The sequence below is a fragment of the Patescibacteria group bacterium genome (assembly GCA_041659765.1).
Taxonomy (GTDB): Bacteria; Patescibacteriota; Patescibacteriia; order UBA9934; family UBA9934; genus JAGORL01.
Genome location: JBAZXR010000001.1, coordinates 200,640 through 215,775, shown reverse-complemented (window position 1 = coordinate 215,775; position 15,136 = coordinate 200,640). Strand labels below are relative to the sequence as shown.

General features: G+C 49.8%; 18 protein-coding genes. 15 read left to right on the top strand and 3 right to left on the bottom strand.

All coding sequences use genetic code 11. The annotated features are described in order from the left end of the window. Positions 1-7: 7 nt before the first annotated feature. From WC813_01190 to WC813_01165, 6 genes are all read left to right on the top strand, one after another. The gene (locus WC813_01190) at positions 8-289 is read left to right on the top strand and encodes a hypothetical protein (protein ID MFA5946617.1); all 282 of its coding nucleotides are present in this window, start codon (positions 8-10) and stop codon (positions 287-289) included. An 87-nt stretch (positions 290-376) separates the two neighbouring features. Then, complete coding sequence (locus tag WC813_01185) at positions 377-679, top strand: hypothetical protein (protein MFA5946616.1); 303 nt, start codon at positions 377-379, stop codon at positions 677-679. A gap of 15 nt (positions 680-694) precedes the next feature. Next, a complete protein-coding gene (locus WC813_01180; GenBank protein MFA5946615.1) occupies positions 695-1,015 on the top strand; it encodes a hypothetical protein in 321 nt (106 codons plus the stop codon). A 92-nt stretch (positions 1,016-1,107) separates the two neighbouring features. Next, positions 1,108-1,965: a hypothetical protein gene (locus WC813_01175; GenBank protein ID MFA5946614.1), complete on the top strand. Its 858-nt coding sequence runs from the start codon at positions 1,108-1,110 to the stop codon at positions 1,963-1,965. Between the two features lie 143 nt (positions 1,966-2,108). Then, complete coding sequence (locus WC813_01170; protein ID MFA5946613.1) at positions 2,109-2,330, top strand: hypothetical protein; 222 nt, start codon at positions 2,109-2,111, stop codon at positions 2,328-2,330. After that, a complete protein-coding gene (locus WC813_01165; GenBank protein ID MFA5946612.1) occupies positions 2,327-2,614 on the top strand; it encodes a type II toxin-antitoxin system RelE/ParE family toxin in 288 nt (95 codons plus the stop codon). The genes WC813_01170 and WC813_01165 overlap by 4 nt, the downstream gene beginning before the upstream one ends. Before the next feature lie 105 nt (positions 2,615-2,719). Here WC813_01165 and WC813_01160 read toward each other — a convergent pair whose 3' ends face one another. Beyond that, entirely contained in the window at positions 2,720-3,022 is a 303-nt protein-coding gene (locus WC813_01160; protein ID MFA5946611.1) for a hypothetical protein, read from the bottom strand. Between the two features lie 206 nt (positions 3,023-3,228). Between WC813_01160 and WC813_01155 the strand changes: the two genes are divergently transcribed. From WC813_01155 to WC813_01140, 4 genes are read left to right on the top strand one after another with little or no spacing between them, the layout of a single operon-like run. Continuing rightward, entirely contained in the window at positions 3,229-3,582 is a 354-nt protein-coding gene (locus WC813_01155) for a rhodanese-like domain-containing protein (protein MFA5946610.1), read from the top strand. Positions 3,583-3,590: 8 nt separating this feature from the next. After that, positions 3,591-4,223, top strand: a complete 633-nt coding sequence (locus tag WC813_01150; protein MFA5946609.1) for a phosphoribosyltransferase family protein — start codon at positions 3,591-3,593, stop codon at positions 4,221-4,223. Then, positions 4,220-5,113, top strand: coding sequence for a ribose-phosphate diphosphokinase (gene prs / locus WC813_01145; protein MFA5946608.1), 894 nt, complete (start codon positions 4,220-4,222; stop codon positions 5,111-5,113). Before WC813_01150 ends, prs begins: the two co-directional genes overlap by 4 nt. Next, positions 5,097-5,792, top strand: coding sequence for an alpha/beta family hydrolase (locus WC813_01140; GenBank protein MFA5946607.1), 696 nt, complete (start codon positions 5,097-5,099; stop codon positions 5,790-5,792). The genes prs and WC813_01140 overlap by 17 nt, the downstream gene beginning before the upstream one ends. A 174-nt stretch (positions 5,793-5,966) precedes the next feature. Here WC813_01140 and WC813_01135 read toward each other — a convergent pair whose 3' ends face one another. Together WC813_01135 and WC813_01130 are read right to left on the bottom strand one after the other, a co-directional pair. After that, positions 5,967-7,121, bottom strand: coding sequence for a hypothetical protein (locus WC813_01135; GenBank protein MFA5946606.1), 1,155 nt, complete (start codon positions 7,119-7,121; stop codon positions 5,967-5,969). Between the two features lie 81 nt (positions 7,122-7,202). Further along, the gene (locus tag WC813_01130; protein MFA5946605.1) at positions 7,203-8,393 is read right to left on the bottom strand and encodes a hypothetical protein; all 1,191 of its coding nucleotides are present in this window, start codon (positions 8,391-8,393) and stop codon (positions 7,203-7,205) included. A 201-nt stretch (positions 8,394-8,594) separates the two neighbouring features. Here WC813_01130 and WC813_01125 point away from each other — a divergent pair, with 201 nt between their 5' ends. The 5 genes from WC813_01125 (at position 8,595) to WC813_01105 (ending at position 15,132) form a co-directional block, all read left to right on the top strand. Continuing rightward, positions 8,595-10,265: a biotin/lipoyl-binding protein gene (locus tag WC813_01125; protein MFA5946604.1), complete on the top strand. Its 1,671-nt coding sequence runs from the start codon at positions 8,595-8,597 to the stop codon at positions 10,263-10,265. Positions 10,266-10,316: 51 nt separating this feature from the next. Continuing rightward, entirely contained in the window at positions 10,317-11,135 is an 819-nt protein-coding gene (locus WC813_01120; protein MFA5946603.1) for an ABC transporter ATP-binding protein, read from the top strand. After that, positions 11,132-12,337 carry an ABC transporter permease gene (locus WC813_01115; GenBank protein ID MFA5946602.1) on the top strand — a complete coding sequence of 402 codons (1,206 nt, stop codon included), beginning with the start codon at positions 11,132-11,134 and terminating at the stop codon, positions 12,335-12,337. Before WC813_01120 ends, WC813_01115 begins: the two co-directional genes overlap by 4 nt. 25 nt (positions 12,338-12,362) lie before the next feature. Next, positions 12,363-13,592 carry a multicopper oxidase domain-containing protein gene (locus tag WC813_01110; protein ID MFA5946601.1) on the top strand — a complete coding sequence of 410 codons (1,230 nt, stop codon included), beginning with the start codon at positions 12,363-12,365 and terminating at the stop codon, positions 13,590-13,592. 124 nt (positions 13,593-13,716) lie between these two features. Beyond that, positions 13,717-15,132, top strand: coding sequence for an ice-binding family protein (locus WC813_01105; protein ID MFA5946600.1), 1,416 nt, complete (start codon positions 13,717-13,719; stop codon positions 15,130-15,132). Positions 15,133-15,136 lie beyond the last annotated feature (4 nt).

The following is a 15,136-nucleotide window of genomic DNA, read 5'->3' as shown; positions in this document are numbered from 1 at the left end:
GCACACTATGAAATTCAGCAAAAACCTCAAACGAGCTCTTATAGTTGCCATGATATTGCTGGCGGGTATGTATTTCTTTTTGGATTTTTTCTTCCCAGTCGTCATACTTGGTGGCCCGCCGAGATACATATTCTCATTGAGAAATATGTTGGCCTGCAAAGTCTTTCACCCAGGGAAGGAATACCGATTAATCGGCGAAGACGCCTGGTCAACCGATACAATAAACGGCAGCTACTGGTGTATGAGCGACAACGATATAGAGCGATTCAGGTCGTCGCATGGGCCATGATAGTTCTAACGTCACGCACTAGCCCCTGCCAAGACAAGATCAGCAGAAATTGCTGGTCTTTTCTTTTATGATAGGCTTATCGATAATATGGAGCTTCTTCATTGGGATATCTACGAAATGACATCATCAACTTCCCTCCAGGGTGTGATGCTCCGCGGTCGGTTACGAAAATTTGCCAATCAACTCGGCGAGAATCTTTTAGTAGAAAATGACGAGGACGGAGTGATCGTTCGATTCGCGGTACTGACCGGATCTGATGCGTCGCCGATGAAAAACTACATTCTTTCTGTTGTGCCGGGTGCGCAGATCGAGCGGGTTCAAGAGAACCTACCAAATCCCGTGCTTTCAAAACTCAAAGTAAATTTGGACGAGCGGTATACGCTTGAGTGATATTATTCATCAAGTATGAAAAGTCGACTTCAACTAATCGGTGGCCTGATAGGCGCAACGGTCCTTACTACGACCTTCATTACTTTAACTTTCATTATTCTAGTTGATCTCGGGTTCTTTTGGTCGCTCATGGCAGACGGAAGAATGACCATCTTCCCCGGCTCAGGTGGACGCTATCAATACTCAGTAATACGACGGTTAAAATGCGAGCTATTTCACCCCGATAAACAATATCGTCGAATAGGAGCCGACGACGCCTGGATGTCTGAAGTAATTGGCGGATATTGGTGCAAGAGCGACGAAGATATTCAGCAGTGGAATGCGATGAGAGGATGATTAAAGTTCTAACGTCGCGTACTAGCCCCTGCCAAAGCCCGACCAGTATAATTGCTGGCCGGTTTTTGTTTTTCTTGCTACCCTCGCATAATATGAAGACAAAGGTGTCTCGTCAGCGCAATCTTGTAATCATTATCCTGTCGGTAATTCTGATGACCATTGCAATTGCTGGATCCATATCTCGTGTCTTTCCTTCAAATAATAAACATGTTAGCGCTCCCGCGAACCCGGCTTATTCCCGGCCGGCAATATCTCCCAAGACCACGACCAAAACCTCGCCCGAACCCCACCCGAATGACTATTATGTTAATAGCCTAGTCAAGATCGCGTCTTTTGGTGACTCCACATGGGAAGGGCGAGTGACTGATAAACAATTTATCCTCGTCAAAAAAGACTCGCTCGGCAGAGAATCCGTCGTCTACACGCAAGACGATCTTACTACGTATCCATTTATTGATTGGTCATATACGAAAAGTGAGTCTGCGTTTATTTTACAACTGGTGGAGGGCTATTCAGAAGGAGCGGACTATACCGACATCGTTTACCAGAATGGGAAAGAAACAATCCGGTCCACGTACGCCGAAGACTGGGGAGCAGTTGAAGACCTCACGCTCATCAAGCCTGGATATCCGTCCTACACCATCGCGCTTCAAGCAACTCCTGATGCTTGCCAGTACGAGGAGGCCATTACACAAGACGGAAAATACGACATTCAGAAAACCACTACCATAGAGGGAGTCGTCGTAACCTCTGAAGGGCAGTCAGCATTGTTCCAGCTTCCAAAACCCCAAACAGCGCCCTGTGCGGTCATTGATGGAGGGACCGCTCCCCCTTGGCCCACAGATCTGCAAACATCTGCCCCAGGAATTTCCTTCAGCTTACCGGGCGGTGGTCGGGCGCTTGTCTCTATTCCTCCTACGACTTCCGCAGTACAGGTCAAATTCTATTAATCTACGAAGCCATAACCAGAGTTAGAGTTCTAACGTCGCAGAGTAACCCCTACCACAAAACATTCAGCAAGCAATGGCTGGATTTTTTGTTGTGATAAACTGTTTGACCAGGTGTTACTGCGGTGTTACACTTTCATTATTCTATGCCCACTACCAAACAGCGAATTAATCTTTCAGTCACGGCGGACATGGGTCGAGCTCTTGAAAAGCTCGCGGTTCGTGATCAGACGTCAGTTGCTGCCAAGACTTTGGAGCTCGTTCGCGCCGCGCTCGAAATCGAGGAAGATGCGGTGTTCGTCGAACTTGTAAATAAACGTGAAAAGGTAAAGGGCAAATTTATCTCCCATGATGATGCATGGGTATGAGTTTTGCCGTCTCCTATCATCCGCTCGTTGTAAAAGAAGATATTCCGAAGTTGGGTGCGGCAATCAGGAAACGAACCAAAAGCGCGATCGAAACAAAGTTGATGACGAGGCCGGAGGTATTTGGGATTCCCCTTCGGCACTCGAAAAGCGGTGATCGAAAACTCCGTGTCGGGGATTATCGCGTCATTTTTCGCATCAAAGGCAAAAAGATCAATATCTACCTAATCGAGCATCGTTCCGTGGTGTATAAAATGCTCATGAACCGAGTACGGAAAGAGTTCTAACTTCGATTAATCTGAAAATGCCGTATCGTCACACTCTAAATAAAGAACGACACCCGGGGGAGCGCCGCGCTTCGTTGGCGGTCTCCTGGATGTCGTGTGCTGTAGTTACTTTTCTTCCATGTAGCGATTGACGGCAACAAAGGTACGGAACCAGGTGAACAACACCTCTCCCCCCTTGCCGAGAATCTCGATCTGGCAAGGCTGGACGCTCCCCTCGTCATCTTCCTCCTGCTTCCAAGAATCGCCCTCCGAGTAGATGGCCACGTTCTCGCCCACATTAATCCGGGGCAAGTGATAGGCCGACACCGTGTGGCTGAACCCCGTCAGTTTGAGCTTGGTAAATACCGATCGATTGTCGCCTGCGGGGCTGCTCGCCACGCGCGTTACCTTGCCGATTTTCTTGATCATTTTCACTCCATGTAACGAAATATCGTATCAGAAATATTGAGAATAGTCAAGAAAAATGAAGAGGCTCCCGCGAAGATTCCCAAGTTAAAGTTCTAACGTCACGTACTAGCCCCTGCCACAAACCCATCAGCCGCACGGCTGGTGTTTTTGTTTTACCGAATACATAAGCTATGGGGTACACTTCAGGCATAATAACTATCATCCCTATGGAAATGACCGCACAAGATTTGGTAGCGCAGGCAAAAGCAGAAGTTCCCGCCATCACTTGTCAGGATTATTTAGCACTTCGCGAGAGAGGAGAGGCTCACACACTGCTGGATGTTCGGGAGCGGAACGAGTGGGATGCGGGGCATATTCAAGGCGCCGTTCACCTCCCCCGCGGCTTAGTGGAATTCAAAATTTCAGAAATTGTACCGGACAAAAATGCCCCAATCGTTGTGCAGTGCGCAACTGGTGGCCGTTCAGCACTCTGCGGACAAGCACTCCTCAAACTTGGCTATAAGAATATCCGTAACCTAGAGGGTGGCTACACGGGCTACTGTGAAGTGACGAATGCCTAGTAATTAATATGCCTTTTGCGGATAGAAACGCGGCGGGGTTTCTCCTCGCCACGAGCCTGGAGGAATACAAGGACAAACCCGTAGTTGTATTTGCACTCCCCCGAGGCGGCGTAGCGCTCGGCAAAATTGTCGCCCAACATCTCCATGCACCGCTAGACCTGCTCATTCCAAGAAAAATTGGGCACCCGGATAACCCGGAATATGCCATTGCGTCCGTTTCAGAAAAAGGGAAAGTCATAAAAAATGAATTAGAAGTTTCACGGATAGATCCGGCCTGGTTTGAGGCCGAGGTAGAACGGCAGCGCGGCGAGGCGGCAAGAAGGCGCGTCAAATACCTGGCTGACCGAACGCCAGTTGATGTCAAAGGCAAAACCGCGATCATTGTGGACGATGGAATAGCTACCGGTTTAACCATGAAAGCGGCAATTGATGAAGCGAGAGCCAAGGAACCGTCAGCCGTCGTACTGGCCGTGCCTGTAGCCCCTAGAGATACTATTAGAGAACTAGAAAAACTGGTTGATCGCCTCATTGTTCTCAAGCGCCCGCTTCAATTTCAAGGATCAATTGGTTTTTACTATAAAAACTTCAGCCAGGTATCCGACGAAGAAGTGATAGAAATGATGAGTGATCTTGCTCTATGAAATTTTTTTCAACCGAAATACTGCACCCGCTGTCACGTGTTCTCAGTAAGTCATCACTTTATAAGCCTGGAACGCTCGAGTTGCGGCGTTACGATAATCGGGAGATGTACATAACTAATTGCTCTCCCGTAAACGGAGAAGCCGCTCTCTTATTCGGTTCATTCACCCCACCAGACGATTCCCTGTTCGGCACGTTACTCGCGGCCCATACACTGAAAAAAGAGGGAGCGAAAAGCGTGCTCGCAATTCTCCCTTTCGCTGCTTATACGCGGCATGACAAAGTGAAGTCTGGGTTGAGTCTGACCACAGCCTGGGTCGGCTCTCTTGCTAAGGCGTCAGGCATTGATACGATCATCACCATAGATCTTCACAGCGAACACGATCGTGAGCTAATGCCAGTCGAACTCGTCTCCCTCTCCCCTGCTCCTCTCTTCGGCGAAGAAATACGGAAAAAAAATTGGACAGATGCCACGCTGGTTGCTCCAGATAATGGCGCTATTCCTCGATGCGAAGCCGTCGCTCGCGCCCTTCAATCAGCAAATCCCGTGGCGTACTTTAAAAAAGAAAGGACACCGGACGGCGTTACCGTGCACGATCTGGTGGGCGAGGTGGGCAAGCGCTGCGTGCTAATTGACGACCAACTCGATACAGGGGCTACGCTTCTTCAAGCCTGCCGTCAGCTGCAAGACAAGGGTGTGGAAGAAATCCTTATCATGGTAACGCATGGGCTATTTACGGGTGAAGCGTGGAAAGAGCTCAAGGATGTTGGCGTCCAGGAAATTATCGTCACTGATACGCTCGCGCCGAGAACAAATATGCCTTGGGTTTCGGTTATTTCCGTAGCTCCGCTGCTTGGACAAGCGCTCAAAGAATATGTCGAGACCAATTAAATCAAACATCTCAATTCCCGTTGACGGACAGTCGCTGGAAGGAATTATTCGTCTCCCGCCTAAAGCCACGCTACTCGTGGTATTTGTGCATGGTAGCGGCAGTAGTAGGCTCAGTCCGCGCAACGAATTCGTGGCTGATAGTCTATATCAAACAGGTATCGGGAGTCTGCTCTTTGATCTACTCACCGAGGCTGAGGACAAAACGTACGCCACTAGATTTGATATCGAGCTCCTCGTCAGGCGACTAGCTCAAACGCTAACCTGGTTACGCGCCCAAGAAAACACCAAACATTTACCATTCGGACTGTTCGGCGCCAGCACCGGTGCGGCCGCGGCGCTCATTGTAGCCGCCCAAAGTCCACAGGAAGTCTCAGCCGTTGTTTCACGCGGCGGACGTACAGACTTAGCCGGCGACAGTCTTTCACAAGTCACTGTGCCAACCCTCTTCATTATTGGCGGAGCTGATGATGAAGTCCTCGCCCTAAATCGGGACTCATATAATCAGTTGGCCGGAGTAAAACAATTATCGATTATTCCAGGAGCGACTCATCTCTTTGAGGAACCAGGCGCCCTGGAACAAGTATCTCAGCTGGCAATCGCCTGGTTTACTGAGCACACACCAAGCCCACAAGAATCGCGGTTAAAAGAAATCTCCCTGCCTAATTCGGAAAATACTTAATTTACTTATTTTGAAGCTCTTCGTTCCTAAGGCGTAGAAAACTGGTTAACAGCTCTAATGACACGCACTAGTCCCTACCACAAAACCATCAGCCTTACGGCTGATGGTTTTGTGGTCAGGTGACTACAGAGGGGCGTAGCCTGAATTTTCTGCCTAACCGCCTCCGTCATGCTATCAGTTGATACTGTCTTCAGTTTCCGCTGATTCGCTCTCATCGTCATCCGCATCTTCCACATCCTTGACCCCATCCCCGTCATCGTCAAGATCCTCCGCATCCTCCAACCCGTCGTTATCGTGGTCAGCGTCCTTACTGTCGCTAACGTCCTTAATACCATCCCCGTCATCATCCGCATCCTCCTCATCATCTAACCCGTCGTTATCATGATCGAGCAGGTCGCTGTCGTTGACGTCCCGAATTCCGTCCTCGTCATCGTCACTATCCGCCGCGTCATCTAGCCCATCGTTATCATGGTCCAGCGGATCAGCATCCTCTCTGTCGAGCTTGCCATCGTCATCGTCATCAAGGTCTTCCTCATTGGAAAGCCCGTCGTTATCATTGTCTGCCTCTTTATCCAATTCGTTCAAATCCATCACCTCAACTTCTTCACCCCCTGGTACAAAGACATCTTCGTCGAGCGCTGAGCGCAGCAGATCAATCAATGTCTCAGACAATCCCTCAAGCTCAACCCGTTCAATCTTAATATCAAGCTCCGCCGCCGTTTCTTCAAGGTCAAGCGCAAAATTGTCCAGCACGTGATCATCATCGAGCTCGTCAAACTCTACAGCTTCGTCCTGAGTGTCGTTATCTAAATCTTGGTATCGGAACAAATCGCCAACATCATCTTTTAAAATAGTCCCCTCCGGAATTTCGCCGGCCTCGAGCTTATTACCAACCGAATACTGCGGCCAGAAAGCTTCCGAAACATCGTCCACGCGGTCGGCCCAGTCCGGTCCGAAAAGCGTGATCGCTTCCGCCTCGCTCGCTAGCGGGCGCAAGACACCGCTAGGTTCAACCGCATATACAGTCGGGGCGCTTGGGATTTTTACGAGCGATGTTCCTGCCTGGTACCAAACAACCCCGGCGAGCGGAAATGCCGCCAGGTCTCGGCAACTAACCGTCTGCACCATGTCGAAATTGTCATACCAACTAAAATAGGTCTGCTCATTCTGGTAAACGTACCGTTTCCCATCTTCACCAAGATAATATACGGAACTGGACTCCGGACAAACAACGACATCGCCCGCACTGGCGGCGAAGACAGGACGGACCTGACCCATCAGGCCAAACGCCGCAAGAGCAACTACCATGAAGATACGTAATGATTTCATAAAACGCGTATTTAATTTTATCCATGATACCCCTCATTCGCTTATTCTGCGACCATAGATGCAACAGACTTTTGTGTATTTCTAGAAATTTTCTTCAATACTCTCAACTTCATTGGTAACTATTGACGGAGAGTAATCAGAATCGTTCATGATCTCGGCACCGGTTCGGTCGTAGTTAGAAACGAAGACATCAGCAATATCGTCGATTTTTTTATTCCAATCGCTGCCATAGAGACTCATAGCCATAGCTTCGCTGGAAACCCAGCGCAAAACCCCGCCCTGATCAACAGCGTACACTTTATTGTCCGTGGTGAACTTCACCATACGGACGCCTGGCCTGTAAGTCACGTTCTTTCCTAGCTGTAGAGCGGCCATATCAGACGAACTAATCTCGGTCACGCTCGAAAAATCAGAGTACCAAGTCAAGAAAACCCGTTCGTTTGGAAAGGCGTGACGAGTACCATCACTCGCTCGATAATAGACGGAATGACACGGGTGGTCAGCGGCCGCCACCGAGGGACAGATAAGTTTGACCAAGCCAGGAGTAGTAGTTGGCGCGGCCGTCGGTGGCACTACTTCCACCGGAGTCACAATCACCGTAGATGGAACTGCTGCACTAGAAACAACCACGGTCACACTCGACCCGACGCCAATGTTACCACCGGCATCCACGCACTGAGCATGCACTGAATATGAGCCGGTGGAATCGAACACGAATGATCGACTTGCTACTCCGGCAGAAAGTGTCATCGCTCCATTATCAAACCCCCCAACAATCAAACGGCACGCCGTGACTCCCCCGGCATCAGAATAAGACGCCTGCAGGTTCACGGCCACATTAATCTGGGCCGCCGCCGGGGTGATCTGCCCTACCACCGGCACAATTACGTCGCCGTTATTGGGAGCGGCTGAAACGTTGACCGCCGTATTATGTCCGTTCTGTGCATTGCCGGCCGCATCCTTACAGTGGACGAACAATGTATAGACGCCTTTGCTGGGAAAAGTATATGCCCTGCTCGCTACCCCGCCCGACAGCGTCATCACTCCTTCATTATTAAATTCCACATACAACTCACACAATGTTACTCCCGAATCATCGTCTGCATACGACACTGTGATATTCACTGGTACCCCCGCGACGGCAGACGTTGGCAAAACCGTGCCAACCGTTGGCCGGACAGAGTCCGCCGCGAAGACTGAAGTGGAACTAATCAACAAGAAACCAAGTGAACAGATAGCTGTCGCCGCGATACGAAAAAAAGGAATGTTCATATAGATGAACGCATTATACCCGTATATTACTGGGGCGTGGGGTTAGCGGAATATATGTGCTATTCTATATACAATTAGATTAATAAGAGGAGCCGAACAGGAGTGTACGGCTCCTCTTGTGTCAATTGTATGCGAAAGCTGCCTTTGAATATCTTCACAAAGTTAAGATTGGCGAATCAAGATAGCTAATCCTCCTCCGTTATGAAAAAAATAACGCTTCTGATCATCTTGCTGGTAGCTCTCGGCAGCGCCTTTGTTTCCTACTGGGTCTATTCCCGATATTTTCTAAAAGACGTTTCAGCGCCTTTGACATACATAGTTAAGCGGGGAAATATTCAAGACGAGCTCCGCGTCCGCGGTGAAGTAGCAGCCGAACGCGAGTATGACATGGCCTTCAATAGCTTCGGCAACGTACAAGAAGTAGCCGTAGAGGAGGGACAAACCGTGAAGAAGGGCGCCTTTCTCATGAGACTTGATACAACCACTGCAACGCTCGAACTTTCCAGGCTCCTAGCTGAACGCACGCAAGCAAAGGCCATGCTGACAAACGCCCTAGCACAAAAAGCAGAAGCACGCGCCGCAGTAGACGCCGCACTGGCTCGGCTAGCTGCGCTCAAACGCGGAACCCTGCCAGAAACTATAGAGGTTCAAACGGCGCAAACAGCTGCTGCGCGGCTGGCAGTTAGTGGAGCGAATGAAGTTCTTTTTGACGCGGCAAATGTTGCTTACACTGCCGCTGATGACGCCATACGAACTACCGCCGACCAAATGTTTGATAACCCGCGAACGGATCATCCTATCCTCGCCTTTCTAATCGTAGACGACGGACTCAGGAACACTCTTGAAATTCAACGCGTCGCTATTGAGGCCATGTTAGATTCCTGGCAATCTTCCCTGCTAACTCAAACAACGTCCACGGCAATTGCTTCAACCTCGGAAGTAAACCTAGAAACCGTCTCAGTTTTCCTTAATGATTTAGCGCTCGCCCTCAATGGCGCCATTTCAACCGGCAGCGTTACTTCTCTGACCATTTCCGGCTGGCAAACAGACGTATCTCTGGCAAGATCAGCCGTAAATACCGCCACCAAAAACGTAACCAACGCCAACACGTCACAACAGGCGGCCGCTGCCTCTCTAGCTGTGGCTGAACAGCAGCTCTCCGCGCTTAAGACCGGAACCGCCAGTGAAGAAATCGCCGTTCAAGAAGCAGTTGTCAGACAAGCAGAAGCGCAAATGGCCTCCGCGGACGCCGGCATCAGCCAAGCACAGTCAGCCATCTCTGTCATTGACGCAAATATCGGCATTGCCAACAAAAAAATTAAAGATTCCAGCCTTTTTGCCCCAGCCGATGCCGTCATTACCAAAGTATGGGTCAAACAAAATGAACAGTACCAACAAAGCCTAGAGGGCATGCCGGCCATCTCCCTAGCCACGGCCGGCGTTAAAATTCAGTCGGAGATATCGGAATTAGATATTCCTAAGATCCACGCCGGAAATGGCAACCGTGTTTCCATTATTTTCGACGCCTTTCCAAATAAAACGTACACCGGCGAAATCGTCTCTATTGATCCCAAAGAGGTTGTGCGCGACGCAGACACCTACTACATCGTAAACATGACCATCGCCGAATCAACTGAAGAGCTCAGACGCCGGATGAGCGCTGACGTATTGATTCGCATCGCCGAAAAAGAGAACGCTCTTTACGCTCCTCTTTTCATGGTCAGCAATCGAGACGGGCTACAGTTTGTACTCATAAAACATGGAAAAGAACTAACGGAAATAGAAGTTCAAACCGGGATTGTAAATGATGAATTCGTAGAAATTATTTCCGGGGTACAAGAGGGAGACGAGCTGGTCGCTTCAGCAACATAGCCCGCTATGCCTACCGGACGAACAAGCAAAGGAAACGATCCCGTGTGCGGGATGCGGCTCAAAGGACTTAAAGAAGTTATTTCGCATGGCTATAGAAAGAAAACCTTTGAGTTTTGTGGGTCTGCCTGCCAAACAAGATTTGTTGCCAATCCAGAAAAATTCCTCGGCACTCCCCTCATTCGGCTAGAAAATGTTAAAAAGATATTTCGTACCGGGGCGGTTGAAACAACGGTTATCAGAGGCTTCGACCTAAACGTCTGGGAAGGTGATTTCGTAGTTATTATTGGGGCGAGCGGTTCCGGAAAAAGTACCCTGCTCAACCTCATCGGCCTCCTTGATCGGCCTTCAACCGGCCGAGTCTTCATCAAAGACAAAGATGCCGATTCGCTCTCTGAAGATGCTCGGGCAATGTTACGGTCAAGAACATTTGGATTCATTTTTCAACAGTACAATCTCATCCCCTGGCTCACTGCGTATGAAAATGCCGTGCTCCCGCTTATCTTTGCTGGTCAGACCGCAAATAGATCCGCTACCGAACTGCTCTTTAACAACGTCGGGCTCAGCGGCCGGCTCGGCCATAGGCCGACTCAACTCTCCGGAGGAGAACAACAACGCGTAGCTCTCGTACGCGCGCTTATAAATAACCCTGCTATTGTGCTCGGAGATGAACCCACGGGAAATCTTGATTCCCAAACCGGCACCAAAATTCTTCAAACACTCATTACTCTGCATCGTAAAGAGAAAAAAACTCTCGTTGTGGTAAGCCATGACGCCAGAATTGCGGAAAGTGCGGATCAGATCATCACCATCCAAGACGGCTTACCAGTGCCAAGCCGGCCCAAACTCCGAACTTTTTCCAGAAAAATATGATCGGAAACTTTTTCCAACTTATTTTCAGAGGCCTTCGCTTTCGCCCGCTGCGAAGCTGGTTGACGGTTCTCGGGATTGTTGTCGGTATCATGCTGGTGGCCGTTATCCTTGCCCTCGGAAACGGCATTAAACAAGCAGTACAAGGAACACTTCAGATGTTTAGTCCGGATCTGATCATGGTCTTCCCAGGCAAAGAATCAAATCCGATTCTTGGCCTGCTTGGCGGCGCAAGATTCAGAACCGCAGACTTAATGGATCTGGAAAATGTTAATGGCGTTAAGTTTGTCCTGCCTGTTGAAACTGGAATCGTAACCGCGGAATATCACGGCGAAAAACAATCGGTCATGCTCCACGCCCAAAATTGGGATAACTACAAAGAAATTCTTGAACAATCTCAAGGTGGCCGGCTTGAACAGGGACGCTATCCCGCAAACGACAGCGTGAACGAGGTAGTAATCGGTTACTCGGCTTCGAGAGAGCTCTTTAAAGATGCCATCCCGCTCGGCAGTGAAATCATTATTAAAGCAAAAAAGTTCAGCGTCGTGGGTATCGCTACCTCTCAAGGCGAACAAAGCCACGACAACGCTATCTTCATTTCTTTTGACTCGTTTAAGGCGTTAACCGGCACGGCCGGCGTAGCTTACTCGGCGGTCATTAAAGTACTGCCAACGGCCGATCCTAAGTATGTGGCACAAGAGGTTAAATATCAGCTTGGCAAACAATCCGTAGTCCAGGATTTCACTATCCTGACACCAGACAAGGCGAATCTACTCGTAGATAACGTATTGAACATGATTGAAATTTTTCTCATGATCATTGCGCTGGTGTCTTTAATGGTGGGCGGAATCGGTATCATGAACACCATGTATACATCCGTCTTTGAACGGACTAAACAGATCGGCATCATGAAGGCAATAGGCGCCACCCGCGAAGCAATTCTCATGCTTTTCTTAATTGAATCGGGCATCATTGGAACAGTCGGCGGAGTCTTTGGCATTGCCTTCGGTCTTATTTTTGCAGACATCATCTCCCGGTTCGCAGCCCAAGCCGGGGTTCCTGGGCTGTTCTCTTGGGCCGGAGTTGACTACTTGGGCGCATTGGCCCTACTCGTCTTTACCTTTATCGTTGGTATTGTAGCCGGTTTTCTCCCTGCTCGCGCCGCAGCGCGCCTTGAACCGGCAGAGGCCCTGCGGTATGAATAGTGAACTATAAATATCTAACTCCAGTATGTTCTTCCCTCTGTTTATCCAGTTGTTTGCCGTCATCCTTGGATTAGCCGCCACGATCTTCGTTTTCATCGGACTACTGCTACTCAGAAAAAAATCTGACAAACAAACCCGTAAACATATTGACCTTGGAGCCGTGGCGCTCGTGATTGCGGTTCTAGTTTTTGTTCTAGCAGATGTCTCATATCCAATCAACTTCGCCATGCCGCCCACCATGCACGCCATGACCCACGACGGGAAACCCGCTTCGCTTCCCTTCTTTTCAGCCCTCAATTTCCTTTTCCATGAGAACAACATTCCGCGCGTTCAAGATATCGGTCGAGACCCAAATGACGTACCAGTGCCCATCGGCAACAGAGCTCCGGCAACAATCAAAATTTCTGTCACCGCTAAAGAAGTCATCTCGGAAATTGCTCCGGGGATCTTCTTTAATTACTGGACCTATGACGGCAGTGTTCCAGGACCCATGTACCGAGTGCTAGTTGGCGACACGGTTGAGCTCAGTCTGACAAACGACCAAACAAGCCTCCACCCGCACAACATTGATCTACATGCCGTAACCGGACCGGGCGGTGGCGCGGCGGTAACTAACGTCGAACCCGGCGAAACAAAAACTTTCCGCTGGCAGGCCTTAAATCCTGGCTTGTACGAATATCACTGCGCGATGCCGAATGTCAGCACGCATAACTCCCATGGCCAGTACGGACTAATCCTAGTCGAGCCTACTGGCGGCCTGGCACCGGTTGATAAAGAGTTCTATGTCATGCAGGGCGAACTCTATACGCGCGGTGAAATTGGCAAGAAAGGGCTGGTAGTCTTCAATTCTAAAGGACTCATCGATGGCGATCCGACCTACGTCACCATGAACGGACGAATCGAAAATACGCCTCGCATGAAAGCACAGGTAGGCGACCGTGTCCGTATGTACGTGGGAAACGGCGGGGTCAACCTAGTTTCTTCATTGCACCTAATCGGAGAAATCTTTGATGTCGTCTATCCCGAAGCGGCTATAGGTGAAGGCTCCGCTATCTATAAAAATGTTCAGACAACAACTGTCCTGCCGGGCGGGGCTACGATCGTTGAGTTCACTGTCAATGTTCCTGGAAAATACCTCCTAGTGGATCACGCCCTGGCTCGTATGAATAAAGGCGCATGGGCAGTTCTTGAGGTGACAGGGCCAGAGAATCCAGACATCTTTACTGCTCTACCGTCAGAATCATCATCGGAATAAGCGATCGTCAAATTAACCGGTACGCCGGCCGTAGCTGAATATCCCCACATTAAAGTGGGGACGAAGATTCATAGAAGAAACGTGCTATCCTTCAAGTAATTATCTTAATCTGTATCGCGTTGCGATGTATGACGTAGCAGCCACCGCTTTTAACTCTACCCTGACCTTAAACGGTGCCGGCGTTTATATATTCCGCAGCACCTCAAGTATTGCCCAGACCGCCGGCGGTACCATGGTTTTAACCGGTGGTGCCACGGCCTGTAATGTTTATTGGCAAATTCCCACTTCCATGACCTTTGCCGCAGCTGGGAGCATCAAGGGAACCATCATCACAAACACCGGATTAATCTCATTCGTTTCCGGCGTAGCCCTACAGGGTCGGGCCTGGGCTGCTACTCAGGTGACCATGGATAACAACCAAATCACTGAACCAACCTGCGCCGCCACCTCTAGCGAAGGCTCTACCCAGTACACCGGAACTATCAACGTAGTTAAAAACGTAATCAACGATAACGGCGGAACTGCTACCTTTGATGATTTCCCGCTTTTTGTAAACAGCACCCAGGTACTCTCCGGCTCCACCAACAGCTACGTCGCGAACTCTTCCCGATACCAAGTAACCGAGAGTAACGGCGCAGGCTATACGGCCTCATTTTCCGGCGACTGTGATGCAGATGGAGTAATGTACTTACACGCTGCCGAACATCTATTTTGCATCGTTACGAATAATGACATCGGCTCACCGGCCATCATCCCTCCCGTTCCACCGCTTATTGATGTAGTAAAAGTCCCAAGCCCACTCTCTTTGCCACTAGGCCCCGGTTCAGTCACCTACACCTATACAGCCAGAAACATTGGCACGGTACCAATGACGAACGTCACGCTCGTAGGCGACACCTGCAGCCCCATCGTTCTCCAGTCTGGCGATACCGACAGAGACTCCGTGCTTGATCTTGGTGAAGTCTGGGTGCACACCTGCACCACAACACTAACCGAAACCCACACTAACACTGTCGTGGCCACGGGCTGGGCTAATGGATTGAGCTCCGTGGACATTGCTAGCGCTACGGTAGTAGTAGGTACGCCAGTAGTTCCACCCCTCATTCACATCACAAAAGTCCCCGCTCCGTTCACTCTACCCTTCGGCGGAGGAATGGTAACTTACACAAAACGAGTAACCAACCCAGGCACGGTACCGCTCAGCAACGTCTACCTAACTGATGATAAATGCTCCCCGGTAGTATTTGTCTCCGGAGACACCAATAGCGATAACCTGCTTGATCCATCAGAAACATGGACCTACACCTGCAGAACAAACCTCACCGCTACCACGACCAACACAGTTACAGCTACAGGCTCTGGAAACGGCTACACCGTGAGAGACGTGGCCGTCGCTACAGTTGTGGTGGCTAGCGCAGTTCCAACCTTCCCAAACACCGGCTTCACCCCTCCTGAAAACACACTCGTCTGGGGCGCCCTAGCTACCGGCCTTTCTGCAGCCTCACTCTTCTTCGTCCTACGAAAAAAACGCACGGCCTAATACT

Excerpts from the sequence above, each read along its gene's own strand:
- WC813_01190 (MFA5946617.1), top strand. The coding sequence starts at position 8 with ATGAAATTCAGCAAAAACCTCAAACGAGCTCTTATAGTTGCCATGATA.
- WC813_01135 (MFA5946606.1), bottom strand. The coding sequence starts at position 7,121 with ATGAAATCATTACGTATCTTCATGGTAGTTGCTCTTGCGGCGTTTGGC.
- WC813_01175 (MFA5946614.1), top strand. The coding sequence starts at position 1,108 with ATGAAGACAAAGGTGTCTCGTCAGCGCAATCTTGTAATCATTATCCTG.
- WC813_01140 (MFA5946607.1), top strand. The coding sequence starts at position 5,097 with ATGTCGAGACCAATTAAATCAAACATCTCAATTCCCGTTGACGGACAG.
- WC813_01105 (MFA5946600.1), top strand. The coding sequence starts at position 13,717 with ATGTATGACGTAGCAGCCACCGCTTTTAACTCTACCCTGACCTTAAAC.
- WC813_01180 (MFA5946615.1), top strand. The coding sequence starts at position 695 with ATGAAAAGTCGACTTCAACTAATCGGTGGCCTGATAGGCGCAACGGTC.
- prs (MFA5946608.1), top strand. The coding sequence starts at position 4,220 with ATGAAATTTTTTTCAACCGAAATACTGCACCCGCTGTCACGTGTTCTC.
- WC813_01150 (MFA5946609.1), top strand. The coding sequence starts at position 3,591 with ATGCCTTTTGCGGATAGAAACGCGGCGGGGTTTCTCCTCGCCACGAGC.
- WC813_01155 (MFA5946610.1), top strand. The coding sequence starts at position 3,229 with ATGGAAATGACCGCACAAGATTTGGTAGCGCAGGCAAAAGCAGAAGTT.
- WC813_01170 (MFA5946613.1), top strand. The coding sequence starts at position 2,109 with ATGCCCACTACCAAACAGCGAATTAATCTTTCAGTCACGGCGGACATG.
- WC813_01125 (MFA5946604.1), top strand. The coding sequence starts at position 8,595 with ATGAAAAAAATAACGCTTCTGATCATCTTGCTGGTAGCTCTCGGCAGC.
- WC813_01160 (MFA5946611.1), bottom strand. The coding sequence starts at position 3,022 with ATGATCAAGAAAATCGGCAAGGTAACGCGCGTGGCGAGCAGCCCCGCA.
- WC813_01130 (MFA5946605.1), bottom strand. The coding sequence starts at position 8,393 with ATGAACATTCCTTTTTTTCGTATCGCGGCGACAGCTATCTGTTCACTT.
- WC813_01110 (MFA5946601.1), top strand. The coding sequence starts at position 12,363 with ATGTTCTTCCCTCTGTTTATCCAGTTGTTTGCCGTCATCCTTGGATTA.
- WC813_01165 (MFA5946612.1), top strand. The coding sequence starts at position 2,327 with ATGAGTTTTGCCGTCTCCTATCATCCGCTCGTTGTAAAAGAAGATATT.
- WC813_01120 (MFA5946603.1), top strand. The coding sequence starts at position 10,317 with ATGCGGCTCAAAGGACTTAAAGAAGTTATTTCGCATGGCTATAGAAAG.
- WC813_01115 (MFA5946602.1), top strand. The coding sequence starts at position 11,132 with ATGATCGGAAACTTTTTCCAACTTATTTTCAGAGGCCTTCGCTTTCGC.
- WC813_01185 (MFA5946616.1), top strand. The coding sequence starts at position 377 with ATGGAGCTTCTTCATTGGGATATCTACGAAATGACATCATCAACTTCC.